Origin of the sequence: Bradyrhizobium sp. CCGB20 (genome assembly GCF_024199855.1) — a bacterium.
In the GTDB taxonomy this organism is placed as follows: Bacteria; Pseudomonadota; Alphaproteobacteria; order Rhizobiales; family Xanthobacteraceae; genus Bradyrhizobium.
Window position 1 is genome coordinate 4,238,276 of sequence record NZ_JANADN010000001.1, and the last position, 13,276, is coordinate 4,251,551.

16 protein-coding genes are annotated in these 13,276 nt (G+C 64.6%); 8 read left to right on the plus strand and 8 right to left on the minus strand.

Features of this window, described 5'->3' with window-relative positions; translation table 11 throughout:
* Positions 1 to 25: 25 nt before the first annotated feature.
* A complete protein-coding gene (locus NLM15_RS19380) occupies positions 26 to 1,324 on the plus strand; it encodes an RsmB/NOP family class I SAM-dependent RNA methyltransferase (RefSeq protein WP_254118657.1) in 1,299 nt (432 codons plus the stop codon).
* Positions 1,325 to 1,600: 276 nt separating this feature from the next.
* Here NLM15_RS19380 and NLM15_RS19385 read toward each other — a convergent pair whose 3' ends face one another.
* On the minus strand, positions 1,601 to 1,810 hold the full coding sequence (locus NLM15_RS19385) for a cold-shock protein (protein WP_008141931.1): 210 nt from the start codon (positions 1,808 to 1,810) through the stop codon (positions 1,601 to 1,603).
* Positions 1,811 to 2,075: 265 nt separating this feature from the next.
* Entirely contained in the window at positions 2,076 to 2,408 is a 333-nt protein-coding gene (locus tag NLM15_RS19390) for a DHCW motif cupin fold protein (protein WP_254118658.1), read from the minus strand.
* Between the two features lie 130 nt (positions 2,409 to 2,538).
* Between NLM15_RS19390 and guaA the strand changes: the two genes are divergently transcribed.
* Positions 2,539 to 4,137 (plus strand): glutamine-hydrolyzing GMP synthase, encoded by a 1,599-nt coding sequence (gene guaA, locus NLM15_RS19395; protein WP_254124294.1) that lies wholly within the window; start codon positions 2,539 to 2,541, stop codon positions 4,135 to 4,137.
* A 183-nt stretch (positions 4,138 to 4,320) separates the two neighbouring features.
* On the opposite strand, the gene NLM15_RS19400 is transcribed toward guaA, so the two are convergent.
* Positions 4,321 to 4,875, minus strand: a complete 555-nt coding sequence (locus NLM15_RS19400) for a YdeI family protein (protein ID WP_254124295.1) — start codon at positions 4,873 to 4,875, stop codon at positions 4,321 to 4,323.
* Between the two features lie 75 nt (positions 4,876 to 4,950).
* Between NLM15_RS19400 and NLM15_RS19405 the strand changes: the two genes are divergently transcribed.
* From NLM15_RS19405 to NLM15_RS19415, 3 genes are all read left to right on the plus strand, one after another.
* A complete protein-coding gene (locus NLM15_RS19405) occupies positions 4,951 to 6,210 on the plus strand; it encodes a serine hydrolase (RefSeq protein ID WP_254118659.1) in 1,260 nt (419 codons plus the stop codon).
* 158 nt (positions 6,211 to 6,368) lie between these two features.
* Entirely contained in the window at positions 6,369 to 7,031 is a 663-nt protein-coding gene (locus NLM15_RS19410) for an SRPBCC family protein (protein WP_254118660.1), read from the plus strand.
* On the plus strand, positions 7,031 to 7,393 hold the full coding sequence (locus tag NLM15_RS19415; protein WP_254118661.1) for a helix-turn-helix transcriptional regulator: 363 nt from the start codon (positions 7,031 to 7,033) through the stop codon (positions 7,391 to 7,393). The genes NLM15_RS19410 and NLM15_RS19415 overlap by 1 nt, the downstream gene beginning before the upstream one ends.
* A gap of 87 nt (positions 7,394 to 7,480) precedes the next feature.
* Here NLM15_RS19415 and NLM15_RS19420 read toward each other — a convergent pair whose 3' ends face one another.
* Positions 7,481 to 7,885, minus strand: coding sequence for a hypothetical protein (locus NLM15_RS19420; protein WP_254118662.1), 405 nt, complete (start codon positions 7,883 to 7,885; stop codon positions 7,481 to 7,483).
* A gap of 63 nt (positions 7,886 to 7,948) precedes the next feature.
* A complete protein-coding gene (locus tag NLM15_RS19425) occupies positions 7,949 to 8,446 on the minus strand; it encodes a peptide deformylase (protein WP_254118663.1) in 498 nt (165 codons plus the stop codon).
* 78 nt (positions 8,447 to 8,524) lie between these two features.
* Between NLM15_RS19425 and NLM15_RS19430 the strand changes: the two genes are divergently transcribed.
* The 3 genes from NLM15_RS19430 to NLM15_RS19440 all read left to right on the plus strand — a co-directional run bounded on the left by NLM15_RS19430 (position 8,525) and on the right by NLM15_RS19440 (position 11,329).
* A complete protein-coding gene (locus tag NLM15_RS19430; RefSeq protein ID WP_254118664.1) occupies positions 8,525 to 9,109 on the plus strand; it encodes a TetR/AcrR family transcriptional regulator in 585 nt (194 codons plus the stop codon).
* A 99-nt stretch (positions 9,110 to 9,208) separates the two neighbouring features.
* Positions 9,209 to 9,799 (plus strand): DUF308 domain-containing protein, encoded by a 591-nt coding sequence (locus tag NLM15_RS19435; protein ID WP_254118665.1) that lies wholly within the window; start codon positions 9,209 to 9,211, stop codon positions 9,797 to 9,799.
* Positions 9,800 to 10,108: 309 nt separating this feature from the next.
* Positions 10,109 to 11,329 (plus strand): MFS transporter, encoded by a 1,221-nt coding sequence (locus NLM15_RS19440; protein ID WP_254118666.1) that lies wholly within the window; start codon positions 10,109 to 10,111, stop codon positions 11,327 to 11,329.
* A gap of 76 nt (positions 11,330 to 11,405) precedes the next feature.
* Here NLM15_RS19440 and NLM15_RS19445 read toward each other — a convergent pair whose 3' ends face one another.
* The 3 genes from NLM15_RS19445 to NLM15_RS19455 are packed head-to-tail and all read right to left on the minus strand — an operon-like array spanning position 11,406 to position 13,194.
* Positions 11,406 to 11,801, minus strand: a complete 396-nt coding sequence (locus tag NLM15_RS19445; RefSeq protein WP_254118667.1) for an ester cyclase — start codon at positions 11,799 to 11,801, stop codon at positions 11,406 to 11,408.
* A gap of 55 nt (positions 11,802 to 11,856) precedes the next feature.
* The gene (locus NLM15_RS19450) at positions 11,857 to 12,729 is read right to left on the minus strand and encodes a helix-turn-helix domain-containing GNAT family N-acetyltransferase (RefSeq protein WP_254118668.1); all 873 of its coding nucleotides are present in this window, start codon (positions 12,727 to 12,729) and stop codon (positions 11,857 to 11,859) included.
* Positions 12,730 to 12,780: 51 nt separating this feature from the next.
* Entirely contained in the window at positions 12,781 to 13,194 is a 414-nt protein-coding gene (locus tag NLM15_RS19455; RefSeq protein ID WP_254118669.1) for a cupin domain-containing protein, read from the minus strand.
* Positions 13,195 to 13,276: the final 82 nt, after the last annotated feature.

Below are 13,276 nucleotides of genomic sequence, written 5' to 3' on the forward strand. Positions count from 1 at the left end.
CTGCAAGATTCACTGAAAGATTCAAATGACTCCCGCTGCCCGGCTGTCCGCAGCCATCGAACTGATCGACACCATCGAGAAGGACCGCGTGCCCGCGGCCAAGGCGCTGAAGGAGTGGGGCACCGCGCACCGCTTCGCCGGCTCCGGGGACCGCGCCGCGATCGCCGGCCTCGTCTGGGACGTGCTGCGCCGCTATGCCTCGAGCGCGCATCTGATGGATTCCGACACCGCGCGGGCGCGGCTGATCGGCATGCTCCGGCTCGAGCGCAACATGGACGTGGCCACCATGGGCGCGCTGTTCGACGGCAGCCGGTTTGCACCGGCGCCGCTGACCGAGGCCGAACAGGCCGCGCTGGCCTCGCGTTCGCTGAAGGACGCGCCGGCTGCGATCGTCGGCGATTATCCGGAATGGCTCGACCCGTATTTGGCAAAAGTGTTCGGCGAGGATCGCGCCGCGGAGGCGGCTGCGATGGCGAGCCGGGCGCCGCTCGATTTGCGCGTCAACACGCTAAAATCCAATCGCGACAAGGTGCTGAAGGCGCTTGCTCATCTTCACGCGAAACCGACGCCATGGTCCGCAAACGGCCTGCGCATCGAGCTTTCGGCCGATGCGCGCAACCCCGGCATCCAGGCGGAGGAGGATTTCATCAAGGGCGGCGTTGAAGTGCAGGATGAGGGATCGCAGCTTGCGGCCAGCTTCACGGCGGCAAAACCCGGCGAGCAGGTGATCGATCTCTGCGCCGGCGCCGGCGGCAAGACGCTGGCGCTGGCCGCGCTGATGCAGGGCAAGGGCCGGCTGATCGCGACCGACAGCGACAAGCGGCAACTCGCCCCCATCCACGAACGCCTCTCGCGCGCCGGCGTCCACAATGCCGATGTTCGCACGCCCAAGGGCGAGGCCGATCCGCTGGCCGACATCCGCGGCACCGCCGATCTCGTCGTCATCGACGCGCCCTGCACGGGAACCGGAACCTGGCGCCGCAACCCCGACGCCAAATGGCGTATGCGGCCGGGCGCGCTGGAGATCCGCCTGCGCGACCAGGCCGAGGTGCTGGAGCGCGCGGTTCCCCTGGTGAAGCCGGGCGGCCGCATCGCCTACATCACCTGCTCGGTGCTGGCGGAAGAGAACGGCGAGCAGGTGAGGGCGTTCGTCGCCCGCCATGGCGAATTCGCGGTCGTGCCGCCCGAGCAGACCGCGAGCGTGCTCTGGGACAAGGCGGAGGATTTTGCAAAGGCCGCGCTGCAGTCGGCGGAAGGCTGGCTGATGACGCCGCGGCGGACGGGCACGGACGGGTTTTTCGTTTCGGTGCTGCGGAAATCGTAGCCCTCGTAGGGTGGATTAGCCCGCGGCTGCGCGAAGCGCGGTCCGCGGCGTAATCCACCGCTTCTCTCTCCGGCGAAGCAGGCGTTGGTGGATTACGCTCCGCGGTTTGCGCTTCGCGCAATCCGCGGGGCTAATCCACCCTACAGCACCGCTGATCGACGTTGTCATTCCGGCCCGAAAACAAAAGCCCCGCAGACCGAATCCCGGTCGCGGGGCCTGTATTAGCGAGCGCTTCTGCCGGTACGTCCGTGGTCAGAAGCGCCGGTGCGCGGGCGATTAGCCGACGCGGAGATTGTCAGCCGACGACTTGCCGCTGCGACGGTCGGCGACGATGTCGAACGAGACCTTCTGACCCTCGTTGAGGGAGGAGAGGCCAGCGCGCTCGACAGCGCTGATGTGCACGAACACGTCCTTCTGGCCGTCGTCCGGCTGGATGAAACCATAACCCTTTTGGGTGTTGAACCACTTCACGGTGCCCATAGCCATGGGAATTTCCTTTAGTTAATTAGAGAGGATACGCACGCAGACCGGTACGCACAATTGCGCCCATAGCCCTGATGAGTCGATGTTTTGGAGAGATCATCTGAAGCGTGCGCGCCTGTCTTAGACGAGGCGAAGCGGCCCAGTCGTTCGGCCAAGTATCGATGATCACAATATAGCGAGCATTTGAGGCCACTTCAAGGCACCACCCGTGAGCCGGGACGTCGCGCGACTTTGCTATTTTGCAGTGCAAATGAACTGCTCGCGCAGCTCAATCCACGATGAAGAGCGTGGCGCCGGTGACCGTCGAGGACCGGTGCGCGGCGTCGCCGAAATCCGAGACCTGGTAGCTCATTCCCGCCGTCAGCTTGAACTTGCGCCCGTCGCGCAGCTCGCTGTCGAGCTCGCCCGCGAGCACGTAAAGCACGTGGCCGCGGTCGCACCAATGGTCGGCGAGATAGCCCGGCGAATACTCGACCATCCGCACCCTGAGATCGCCGATGTTGAGCGTCCGCCACTTGGCCTGCCCGGTCTCGCCGGGATGCGTGGTGGTCTCGACCTTGCTCCAGTCGGTGACGGTGAAGGGCGAGGCGGGGAGTTTCATCGGATCATCCGCATTGCGCAAATTGGGTCAATAATATTGACGTATATGGCCGCTGTCCATGCCCAAAGAAGGATGTGGGGCGCGCGCCCGCGCGGTTGCGGGCCATCGCGCCGTCGCGTATCTGCTGGCCATGACAGCAGCACAGAACGACCGCTCCGCGTCGACGCCCTCGGTGGCCTCGGCGCACGACAAGATTCTCATCGTCGACTTCGGCAGCCAGGTGACGCAGCTCATCGCGCGTCGCGTGCGCGAGGACGGCGTCTATTGCGAGATCGTCCCGTTCAACAAGGCCGAGGCGGCCTTCGACGCGATGAAGCCGAAGGCGGTGATCCTCTCCGGCGGCCCCGAGTCGGTGCATGAGGCCGGCTCGCCCCGCGCGCCGCAGGTGATCTTCGATTCCGGCGTGCCGGTGATGGGCATCTGCTACGGCCAGATGACGATGGCGGCCCAGCTCGGCGGCACCGTCGAGGGCGGCCACCACCGCGAATTCGGCCGCGCCGATGTCGAGGTGAAGGCGCCGAGCAGGCTGTTCGAGGACGTCTGGTCGCCCGGCGGCAAGAACCAGGTCTGGATGAGCCACGGCGACCGCATCACCAAAATGCCGCCGGGCTTCTCGGTCGCCGGCACCTCGCCGAACGCGCCGTTCGCGATCATCCAGGACGAGACGCGCAAGTACTACGGCCTGATGTTCCACCCCGAAGTGGTGCACACGCCCGACGGCGCCAAGCTCATCCGCAATTTCGTGCGCAAGATCGCCGGCCTCACCGGCGACTGGACCATGCGCGCCTTCCGCGAGGAGGAGATTGCGAAGATCCGCGCGCAGGTCGGCAAGGGCAAGGTGCTCTGTGGCCTCTCAGGCGGCGTCGATTCAGCCGTGGCCGCTGTGCTGATCCATGAAGCCATCGGAGACCAGCTCACCTGCGTGTTCGTCGATCACGGCATGCTGCGTCTCGATGAAGCCAAGACCGTGGTGGATCTGTTCCGCCACCACTACAACATCCCGCTCGTGCACGTGGACGCGTCCAAGCAGTTCCTGGGCGAGCTCGAAGGCGTCACCGACCCGGAAGTGAAGCGCAAGACCATCGGCCGCCTCTTCATCGAGGTGTTCGAGGCGGAGGCCAAGAAGATCGGCGGCGCCGACTTCCTCGCACAGGGCACGCTCTACCCAGATGTGATCGAGAGCGTCTCCTTCACCGGCGGTCCCTCGGTGACGATCAAGTCGCACCACAATGTCGGCGGTCTGCCCGAGCGCATGAACATGAAGCTCGTCGAGCCCCTGCGCGAGCTGTTCAAGGACGAGGTGCGCAAGCTCGGCTACGAGCTCGGCCTGCCCGAAATCTTCGTCGGCCGCCATCCGTTTCCGGGCCCGGGCCTCGCCATCCGCTGCCCCGGCGACATCACGCGCGACAAGCTCGACATCCTGCGCAAGGCCGATGCCGTCTACATCGACCAGATCCGCAAGCACGGCCTCTACGACGACATCTGGCAGGCTTTTGCCGTGCTGCTCCCCGTCAAGACCGTCGGCGTCATGGGCGACGGCCGCACCTACGACTACGTCGTGGGCCTGCGCGCCGTCACCTCCACGGACGGCATGACCGCGGACTTCTACCAGTTCGACATGAAGTTTTTGGGGGAGACCGCGACACGCATCATCAACGAGGTGAAGGGCGTGAACCGGGTGGTGTATGACGTGACCAGCAAGCCGCCTGGGACGATTGAGTGGGAGTAGGGGGGCAGGTCAGAAGCGCGTTGGCTCGGACAAAAGCCGGGACGACGCTCGCAATCTGACTGAAGAGATGCCGCATGGGCGGAGAGCTAGCTGTTTGGGAAGTGTGCTCGTCAACTCAGGTGCTGCGACGTCCACATTTCAGTGCAAGTTACGCTGTCGCTAACCCGCCCTACGGTCTTCGATCTACCGTCGCTCCTGAAACCCTCTTCCTTCGAAGATCGCGGGCATCGCCTTCTCGATCCGCGCAGTCCTCGTCGCGGACTGCTTCGCGCCGTTGAAGTGAAACAAATATCCCCGTTGCCGTCCCGGCGTCAGCGCCTCGAACGCGCGTTTGAACTTCGGGTCTTTGCGGAACTTCTCTTTCAGCTCGTCGGGTAGGGGTAACTTCGGCGGTTTCGTCTCGACCTTCAGTCCGGCCTTCGCCGCCGCCATGGCCTCGCGCAAATAGGCCTTGATGGTAGACGTCTTCGCCGCGATCTCCTCGACGCCGGTGAACTTCATCACCCGGCCGGCCTGAACCTGTCCGAGCTGCACCAGCAGCTTCTTCGGGTCCTTCAGCAGCGCACCCTGGAAGAAGCCCAATGCGCAATATTCCTTGAAGTCCTGAATGATGACGACGTTTTTCCCATCCAGGGTGTAGCAGGGCTTTCCCCACTTGCGCTCCTCTTTCAAGTCAACCCCGGACAGGATCGCCTGCAGCTCGGCAATCTCGGCCTGCCACCGCTCTCGATACGCCATCTCCAAGCTGCACCTCCGTTGTTGCACCACGCCGTCCAATGATACGACGATCCATCACCTCTGGAGCAAGTGTTCATGTCAGTTCCCGCCGCCGCCAGCCAGCAGCCCGCACCCCCCACCGAATCCGACCCCGAAACCCTCGGCTGGATGCAGGGCTTCCCTCCGTCCCCCGACCGCACCATCACCTTCCAGAACGGCTCGTTCCGCAGCTTTCCCGAGCTGCGCTGGACCTGGAGCAACATCCGCCAGCTGGTGCCGACGGTGAACGTCTGGCGCGGGGCGGGACCCGCGTCGCCGCTTCCGCGCGCGGACCATGACATCGGCGCTGTCGCCTCCACCACGATGGACGGCCGGCCCATGACGTTCGCGAAGATGCTGGAAGAAACCTACACCGACGGCATCGCCGTGCTGCATCGGGGCAAGCTGATCTATGAGCGCTATTTTGGTGCGCTGAAGCCGCACAAGCCGCATATCGCGATGTCGGTGACGAAGTCGTTCACCGGCACGCTCGCCGGCATTCTGATCGCCGAAGGCAAGATCGATCCGCAGGCGCCTGTCACCGACTATGTGCCGGAGCTGAAGGCGAGTGCGTTTGGCGATGCGCGCGTGCACGAGGCCATGGATATGACCACCGGCCTTGTCTACACCGAAGTCTACACCGACAAGAATTCGGACGTGTGGGGGCTGCGGCGGGCGAACGGCATGGCGCCGATCCCACAGGACTATGAGGGTGCGACCAACATCTTCGATTTCCTCATCGGGCAGAAGAAGCAGGGCGAGCACGGCAAGGCCTTTGCCTATAAGACCGTCAATTCCGACGTGCTGGCCTGGACCATCAGGCGCGCCAGCGGCATGACGTTGTCCGATCTTCTCTCGGAGCGGATCTGGGCGCCCATGGGCGCGGAGGAGGACGCGCATTATCACGTCGATCGCATCGGCACCGAGAGCGGCGGTGGCGGCCTCTCCACCGCGCTGCGCGATCTCGCCCGCTTCGGCGAGATGATCCGCAATCGCGGTCGCTTCAACGGTCGCCAGATCGTGCCGTCGTCCGTGGTCGAGGACATCGCGCGCGGCGGCGACCCCGAAAAGTTCAAGCCGGCCGGCTACACCACGCTGCCGGGCGCGTCCTACCGCAATCAATGGTGGATCACGCATAACGCCCATGGCGCCTATATGGCGCGCGGCGTCCATGGCCAGGGCATCTACATCGATCCCAAAGCCGAGATGGTGATCGCGCGCTACGCCTCGCATCCAGTCGCGGGCAACGCCGCCAACGACCCCGTGACGCTGCCGGCGTACATGGCGCTGGCGAAGGAGCTGATGGCGGGCGGGTAGGTCGCGATGATCGCGTAGGCGTAATCCGCCATCTCTCGCCAAGTTGCGCTCAAGGTGGCGGATTGGGCTTCGCCAATCCGCTTCTGAATATAAGGATTGACTTATATTAGTCTTGGCCGATATTCATCTTGCGCTCAACGATAAAAAGGAGAAACGCAATGGAGATCGACGTCGCCAGGGTCCTGGGGCTTGTGACACGGTCGGTGAAGAACCTTGAGAAAGACGGGAAGGCGGCCAGCGCGGTGACGCTGACACGGCTTTACGAGACGAGCGTCGACGATCTCTGGGACGCCGTGACGAGCAAGGAACGCATTCCGCGCTGGTTCTTGCCGGTGGAGGGAGACCTTCAGCTTGGCGGCAAGTACCAGCTCAAGGGGAACGCGGGCGGCACCATCACGGCGTGCACGCCTCCGACCCATTTTGCAGCAACGTGGGAATTCGGCGGTGCGGTGACGTGGATCGACGTCAGGCTGGCGTCTGAACGGGGCCAGGCGCGTTTGACGCTGGAGCACACCGCGATCATCGAGGATCATTGGGATCAGTTCGGTCCGGGTGCGGTGGGTATCGGCTGGGACCTCGCCATTGCGGGACTTGAGCGATATCTTGCCACCGGGGCATCGGTCGACCATGAGACGGCCGAGGCGTGGATGGGCTCTCCCGCGGGCAAGGAATTCATGACGACAAGCGGCGAATATTGGCGCGCAGCGCATGTCGCAAGCGGGGTCGATCCCGACACGGCGAAGCAGCGCTCGGATCGCACCATCGCGTTCTATCGCGGCGAGATGCCGCCCGACGTCGCTCATCCAGGCACAGGAAGCTGATGCACGTCTTCGAAGTCCTCGCCGATCCCGTGCGCCGTCGTATCCTCGAGCTGCTGGCGCCTGGCGAAATGGCGTCCGGCGAGGTCGTCGAGGTGATCGGGGCCGAGTTCGGGATCACGCAGGCCGCCGTGTCGCAGCACCTCAAGGTGCTGCGCGAGAGCGGCTTTGCGACGGTTCGGGCGGAGGCGCAGAGACGGCTCTATTCGATGGATGCTGCCGGGCTTCGGGCCGTGGACGCGTGGATCGGCCGGTTCCGGAATTTCTGGGAGCCGAAGCTCGACGCGCTGGCGACCGAAATCGCGCGCGGCAAACGTGAGCGCCGTAATGCCCCAATCACCAAACGGGGCGGGAAGAGGGCGTGAGCTCGTAAGGGGATTGGCCGAAGGTGTAATCCGCCACCCTCATCGCGCCGTGCTGATGGCCGGCGGATTACGCTTCGTTAATCCGCCCTACGGTCTGTGGCGTTCGACGCGAGGGCCCCACGCATACGCCTCGTCCGGATCGTCAAACGCGCGGATGACTGGCTCCTCAAAACCAAGCGCTTCATAGCAATAGTCGCCGCCAACGAAGGAGAATTGTCGTGGCTTCCGGCCGATCGGATCGGTCGCGGCGTAGGCCGTCAGCAACGCCGAGGTCTCGGCTTCCTTGATATAGACGCCGCCGTCGTAGCGCCCCGACGCGGTGCCGTGGTTAGCGACCGAATAGATCATCTCCTCGTAGCCAGCATAGATTTCGCAAGGCATTTCGATTCCGTAAGCGCGGCCGTGAGTTGGTGGTACCACGATGAGGTGAAGCACGCCGTGCCAAAGGCCTCGATCGAGAACGAAAGGCGGGCGTTCGATGCCGTCGATCATCGACGGATATGGTCGCCAGAGGAGTGTGAAATCAGGAAACACGCTGACTCTCCCTATCGATTGTCACGTCCGCACCATCTTCTCGAACTTCTTCACCAGCCGCTCGCGCTTCAACCGCGACAGCCGCTGGATCCAGAACATGCCGTCGAGCTGGTCGATCTCGTGCTGGTGGCAGACCGCGCGCAGGCCGTCGGACTCCTCGCTCTGCATGTTGCCGTCGAGATCCTGATAGCCGATCCGCACGCGGGCGTGGCGCTGGACCTCGTCGTTGACGCCGGGCATCGAGACGCTGCCTTCCTTGTGCAGGATCATCTCGGGCGAGGCCCATTCGATCTCCGGGTTGACATAGGTCTGCGGGCCCGCCTTGGCGTCGAGCTCGAGCACGACGAGCCGCAGGGGCACGCCGATATGCGGCGCTGTGATCCCGATGCCGGGCGCGGCGCGCATGGTCTCGAGCAGGTCGGCTGCGAGCTCGCGCAAGCCGTCGTCGAAGGCCGTGACAGGACGGGCAGGCATTGCGAGGCGGCGGTCGGGATAACGAACGATCGGGCGAATGGTCATGCAGGGCTCCTACCACTCACGGATGGTTGAAGCACCCCATTCTTGACTGCCTACCAACTGGAAGGTAGCTAATGGGCCATGACCAACGTCTCCTCGACCGCCGACGACATCCTGGCTTGCGCGCGCAGCCTGATCATCGCGGGCGGCTATAACGGCTTCAGCTACGCCGACGTCGCCGATGTCGTCGGCATCCGCAAGCCGAGCGTCCACCATCATTTCGCGAGCAAGGTCGATCTGGTTCGCACGCTCGTGTCGCGCTATCGCGCGGAAGCCGAGGCGGGACTGGCGGCACTTGAGCGCAACGTCCCTGATCCGCGCGACCAGCTCAAAAGCTACGTCGCCTACTGGGAGGCGTGCATCGCGGATGCGACGGCTCCTTTCTGCGTCGGTGCAATGCTGGCCAGCGAGCTTCCGATCCTGCCGGAGGAGGTGGCACTCGAAGTCCGCGCGCACTTCCGTTCGCTCGCGTCCTGGCTGACGTCGGTGATGGAGCGCGGCAAGCGGAAGGGACGGCTTCACCTCTCCAGCTCAGCCAAGGTCGAAGCTGAGGGATTCATGGCCACCATTCACGGCGCAATGCTGTCGGCGCGCGCCTATGGCGATCCGAAGATTTTCGGCGTGATTACCGCTCCGCTGCTGGAGCGGCTGTCGACCAGGCACTGAAACATTTCGGCGAGACGACGACACGCCCGCGGGCAGGCTGCGGGTGAGGGTGATCTGTTGCCTGTAGAAACTACCAACTAGTAGGTAAAGGAGAGCGAAGTGGCGCATTATCAACTGGATCTCGTTCGGGCCGATCGCGAGCGATGGCTGAAGCAATACTATTTCCTGCGAGCTGCGTTCTCGATCGCCTGGGTCGTTGCTGCGTTCGCCGTCGGACCGTCGTCTCCGGCGATCGCCGGCGTCTTGCTCGCGCTCTATCCGGCATGGGACGCCGCGGCCAACTTCGTGGATGGTTTGCGCAGCGGCGGGCTCAATCAAAACCGTACGCAGGTGCTGAACGTCGTGGTCAGCCTTGCGACGACGATCGCCGTCCTCATTGCGTTGCAGATGAGCATGAATTGGGTGCTCGGTGTCTTCGGGGCCTGGGCGATCCTGTCAGGGTTGCTTCAGCTGGGAACGGCGACCCGGCGCTGGAAAAGTTACGGCGCGCAATGGGCCATGGTGCTCAGCGGTGGCCAATCAGCGCTCGCCGGCGGCTTCTTCATCTTTCAGGCGACGACGCCGATGTCTCCAACGATCGCGACTGTCACGGGCTATGCCGCGGTTGGCGCGGTCTACTTCCTGGTTTCTGCGGTCTGGCTCACCGTCAGCGCATGGCGTCAGCGCGCCAAGCAAGCTCAGCTGGGATGATGCGATAGCGATGGCGGGATCATGACATGATGCCGGTGTTTTGCCCGACGAGTCAAATCGCGGTCTTGCAGTTGATGCGCATCGTAAGTCATTGATCCCGCAGGGGCCGTCTACTGTGCATGGGGTTGTTTTCGACATTTTTGTTTGACGGGCGCGTCGGACTGGCGAACTAGTCCGGATAGGGCGTGCCGTCCTTGTGCACGAAGCGGCCATCGGAATTGATGGCGCGAAAATTAAAGTACAGATGTCTTGTCGGCCTGCGCGGTTCCCATTCGTCTTCCACCCAGACGGACCTGACGGAAGACCAAAATGAACGCTTCCTCCTATCGCTGGGTGATCGTGGCTGCGGGCGGCTTGCTCGGCTGCGTCGCGATCGGCGGCATGTTTTCGCTCCCGGTGTTTTTGCAGCCGATCGCAAAGGACACCGGATGGTCGGTGACAGGCATCTCCAGCGCGATGACGATCGGATTTCTGGCAATGGCTTTCACCAGCATGGCCTGGGGCACGCTGACGGATAAGTTCGGGCCGCTGCCGGTGGTGCTGACGGGATCGGCGGTACTGTCACTCAGCCTGTTCGCCGCGAGCCACGCGACCTCGCTGCTGGCGTTCCAGTTCGTGTTCGGCCTTCTGGTCGGCGCCTCCTGCGCGGCGATCTTCGCGCCGATGATGGCGACCGTCACCGGCTGGTTCGACACCCATCGCAGCCTTGCCGTGTCGCTGGTGTCGGCCGGCATGGGCATGGCGCCGATGACGATGGCGCCGCTCGCGGCCTGGCTCGTCTCCGGCCACGACTGGCGGACCTCGATGCAGATCGTGGCGCTCGTGGTCGGCGCCATCATGATCCCGGTCTCGTTCCTGGTGCGCCGCCCGCCCGCGCTCGCGCATGCCGCGGCCGCGCCAATGGGCGAGGGCGGGTCGCAAGGGGAGATGTCGCTGGGCGAAGCGCTGCGCTCGCCGCAATTCATGATCCTGCTCGCCACCAACTTCTTCTGCTGCGCCACCCATTCCGGCCCGATCATCCACACCGTCAGCTATGCCGTGAGCTGCGGCATCCCGCTGATCGCGGCGGTGACGATCTACAGCATCGAGGGTTTTGCTGGGATGGGCGGCCGCATCGCCTTCGGGCTGCTCGGCGATCGCTTCGGCGCCAAGCGCGTGCTGGTGACGGGCCTGTTGCTGCAGGCGTTCGGCGCGCTCGCCTATGTCTTCGCGCAGCAGCTCGCGACGTTCTACGCGGTCGGCGCCGTGTTCGGCTTCATCTATGCCGGCACCATGCCGCTCTATGCCGTGCTGGTGCGCGAAAACTTTCCGCTGCGCATGATGGGCACGGTGATCGGCGGCACGGCGATGGCCGGCAGCCTCGGCATGGCGACCGGCCCGCTCGCCGGCGGCCTGATCTACGACGCGTTCTCCAGCTACGCCTGGCTCTACATCGCCTCCTGGGCGATGGGCCTGGGTGCCTTCCTGATGGCGATGAATTTCAGGCCGTTTGCCAAACCACAAGGGGAGACGGCGGCGGCGACGGCGTGATCTTGTAGCCCGGATGAGCGAAGCGACACCCGGGACAGTGCTCGTGGCATCCCGGATGTCGCTGCGCTCATCCGGGCTACGGCACTTTCAGCTGCGCCTCGATCGCGGCCTTGTCGACCACCGACCACACCTGCCAAATCCTATCCTCGCGAAACTCGTAGAACACGTTCTCGCAGAAGGACACGCGCTTGCCGTTGACGGCAAGTCCCAGAAATGTCCCGACCGGCGAACAGTCGAACTTCAGCCGGGCAGCAATGCTTGGCGGATCGGAGATCAGCAGCTCGATGTCGAAATGCAGGTCCGGAAGCTCGCGAAAATCCCGCTCCAGCATCGCGCGATAGCCTGACAGCCCGAGTGGCCGCGCATTGTGGGCGACGTCGTCATGCACGAACTGCCCGAGCGCCGGCCAATCCTGCCGGTTCAGGCAGGCGATGTAATCGCGGTAGATGCCGGCGAGGTGGTCTTTGGTCATATCGAAGTTCCCAAGGCTTCGATGATAACGCGGAGGAGAGGAGGTGTGGCTCAGCTCACAGCCGTTTTTCGAAGAATAGATCCGGGTAGGGATCGTCGTTGAAGCGCGGGATCTCGGTCCAGCCCGTGGTGCGGTAGAGCTGGCCCGCTTCGGGGAGGGCACTGTTGGTGTCGAGCCGCAGCAGCGCGATGCCGAGCTCGCGTGCGGCGTCCTCGGCCGCGTCCATCAGGCGCCGGCCGAGCCGCAATCCGCGCGCGGCGGGGGCAACCCAGAGACGCTTGATCTCGGCATAGCCGCGATCCGTTCCCTTCAGTCCGACGCAGCCGATCGGGAGCGTGTCGGACATCGCGACGATGAAGGTGCCGCGCGGCCGGCGCATGTCTTTGGCATCGGGATCGCGCGACAGCGACACGTCAAAACCCTGTTTGAAGCGGCGGCCGAGCTCGGCATAGTACGCGCCGAGACAATGGCGGGCCTCCTCGCTCCGCGGATCCATCTCGTCCAGCGTGACGCGCTCGCGCGTCAGCGCCGAGGCGATCAGGTCCATCGCCGCCAGCAGCGCCTCGCGCTGCGAATGTTGCGACAGGAGGCCTTCGGCCTGCGTATTCGAGAGCGCCTCGTAGGCTGCGAACTCGCGCCGGCCCGCCCGCGTCAACGTCGCCACACGGCGGCGCGCATCGTTCTCGTGCGTCGTGGTCTCGACCAGGCCTTCGTCCTCGAGGCTGCGGAGCAACCGGCTCATCAGTCCGGAATCGAGGCCGAGATAGTCGCGGATCTCGGCGACATCCGAGCGCCCATGCCCGATCGCATTGAGCACGCGCGCCGCACCCAGCGGCCGCCCGCGTCCCAGGAACGAATTGTCGAGCGCGCCGACGGCGGAGGTCACGGCACGGTTGAAGCGGCGGACGCGGGAGACGGGGTCGAGCATATATCTGACGTTAGTCAGACATCGTGCGGGTGTCAATCGGAACGGCTGGTCTCACTTCACCGGCGTCAGCAGCGGCCTGTTCTTCTCGACGATATAGGTCGCAAGCTCGCTCGCGGTGTCCTGGCCGACGTTCTTCGCCGCATGCACCGTTCCGGCGGGGATGAACAGCACGTCGCCCGCCTTCAGCGTCACCGGCGGCTTGCCGTCGACGTCGTATGCGATGGCGCCCGCCAGCACGTAGATGATCTCTTCGCCGGGATGGGTGTGGCGGCCGAACGCCACGCCGGGGGCGAGGTCGACGCGCACCTGCACGGCCTCGCGCCCGGGCGCGCTGAGATCGTGGCGCTGAAGGTCGGTGCGCGTGACACCGGCCGGCTGCGCCGCCGCCGGCAGCGTGAGAAGGTTGGTGGCGAGCACGGCTGCGCTGACGAGAAGGCGCACGGCGTGCAACGAACGGTGGCTCATGGTCGACTCCTTGTGAGCTCTCGATTGTCGGCACCGCGCGGGCCCGGCCGATGTCCGGCCGGTCCGCGTCGGGTGGGAAGGG

Coding starts and splice junctions, on each gene's coding strand:
- NLM15_RS19380 (WP_254118657.1), top strand. CDS start 26: ATGACTCCCGCTGCCCGGCTGTCCGCAGCCATCGAACTGATCGACACC.
- NLM15_RS19385 (WP_008141931.1), bottom strand. CDS start 1,810: ATGGCTATGGGCACCGTGAAGTGGTTCAACACCCAAAAGGGTTATGGT.
- NLM15_RS19415 (WP_254118661.1), top strand. CDS start 7,031: ATGCACGTCTTCGAAGTCCTCGCCGATCCCGTGCGCCGTCGTATCCTC.
- NLM15_RS19430 (WP_254118664.1), top strand. CDS start 8,525: ATGACCAACGTCTCCTCGACCGCCGACGACATCCTGGCTTGCGCGCGC.
- guaA (WP_254124294.1), top strand. CDS start 2,539: ATGACAGCAGCACAGAACGACCGCTCCGCGTCGACGCCCTCGGTGGCC.
- NLM15_RS19405 (WP_254118659.1), top strand. CDS start 4,951: ATGTCAGTTCCCGCCGCCGCCAGCCAGCAGCCCGCACCCCCCACCGAA.
- NLM15_RS19420 (WP_254118662.1), bottom strand. CDS start 7,885: ATGATCGACGGCATCGAACGCCCGCCTTTCGTTCTCGATCGAGGCCTT.
- NLM15_RS19425 (WP_254118663.1), bottom strand. CDS start 8,446: ATGACCATTCGCCCGATCGTTCGTTATCCCGACCGCCGCCTCGCAATG.
- NLM15_RS19440 (WP_254118666.1), top strand. CDS start 10,109: ATGAACGCTTCCTCCTATCGCTGGGTGATCGTGGCTGCGGGCGGCTTG.
- NLM15_RS19455 (WP_254118669.1), bottom strand. CDS start 13,194: ATGAGCCACCGTTCGTTGCACGCCGTGCGCCTTCTCGTCAGCGCAGCC.
- NLM15_RS19390 (WP_254118658.1), bottom strand. CDS start 2,408: ATGAAACTCCCCGCCTCGCCCTTCACCGTCACCGACTGGAGCAAGGTC.
- NLM15_RS19450 (WP_254118668.1), bottom strand. CDS start 12,729: ATGCTCGACCCCGTCTCCCGCGTCCGCCGCTTCAACCGTGCCGTGACC.
- NLM15_RS19410 (WP_254118660.1), top strand. CDS start 6,369: ATGGAGATCGACGTCGCCAGGGTCCTGGGGCTTGTGACACGGTCGGTG.
- NLM15_RS19400 (WP_254124295.1), bottom strand. CDS start 4,875: ATGGCGTATCGAGAGCGGTGGCAGGCCGAGATTGCCGAGCTGCAGGCG.
- NLM15_RS19445 (WP_254118667.1), bottom strand. CDS start 11,801: ATGACCAAAGACCACCTCGCCGGCATCTACCGCGATTACATCGCCTGC.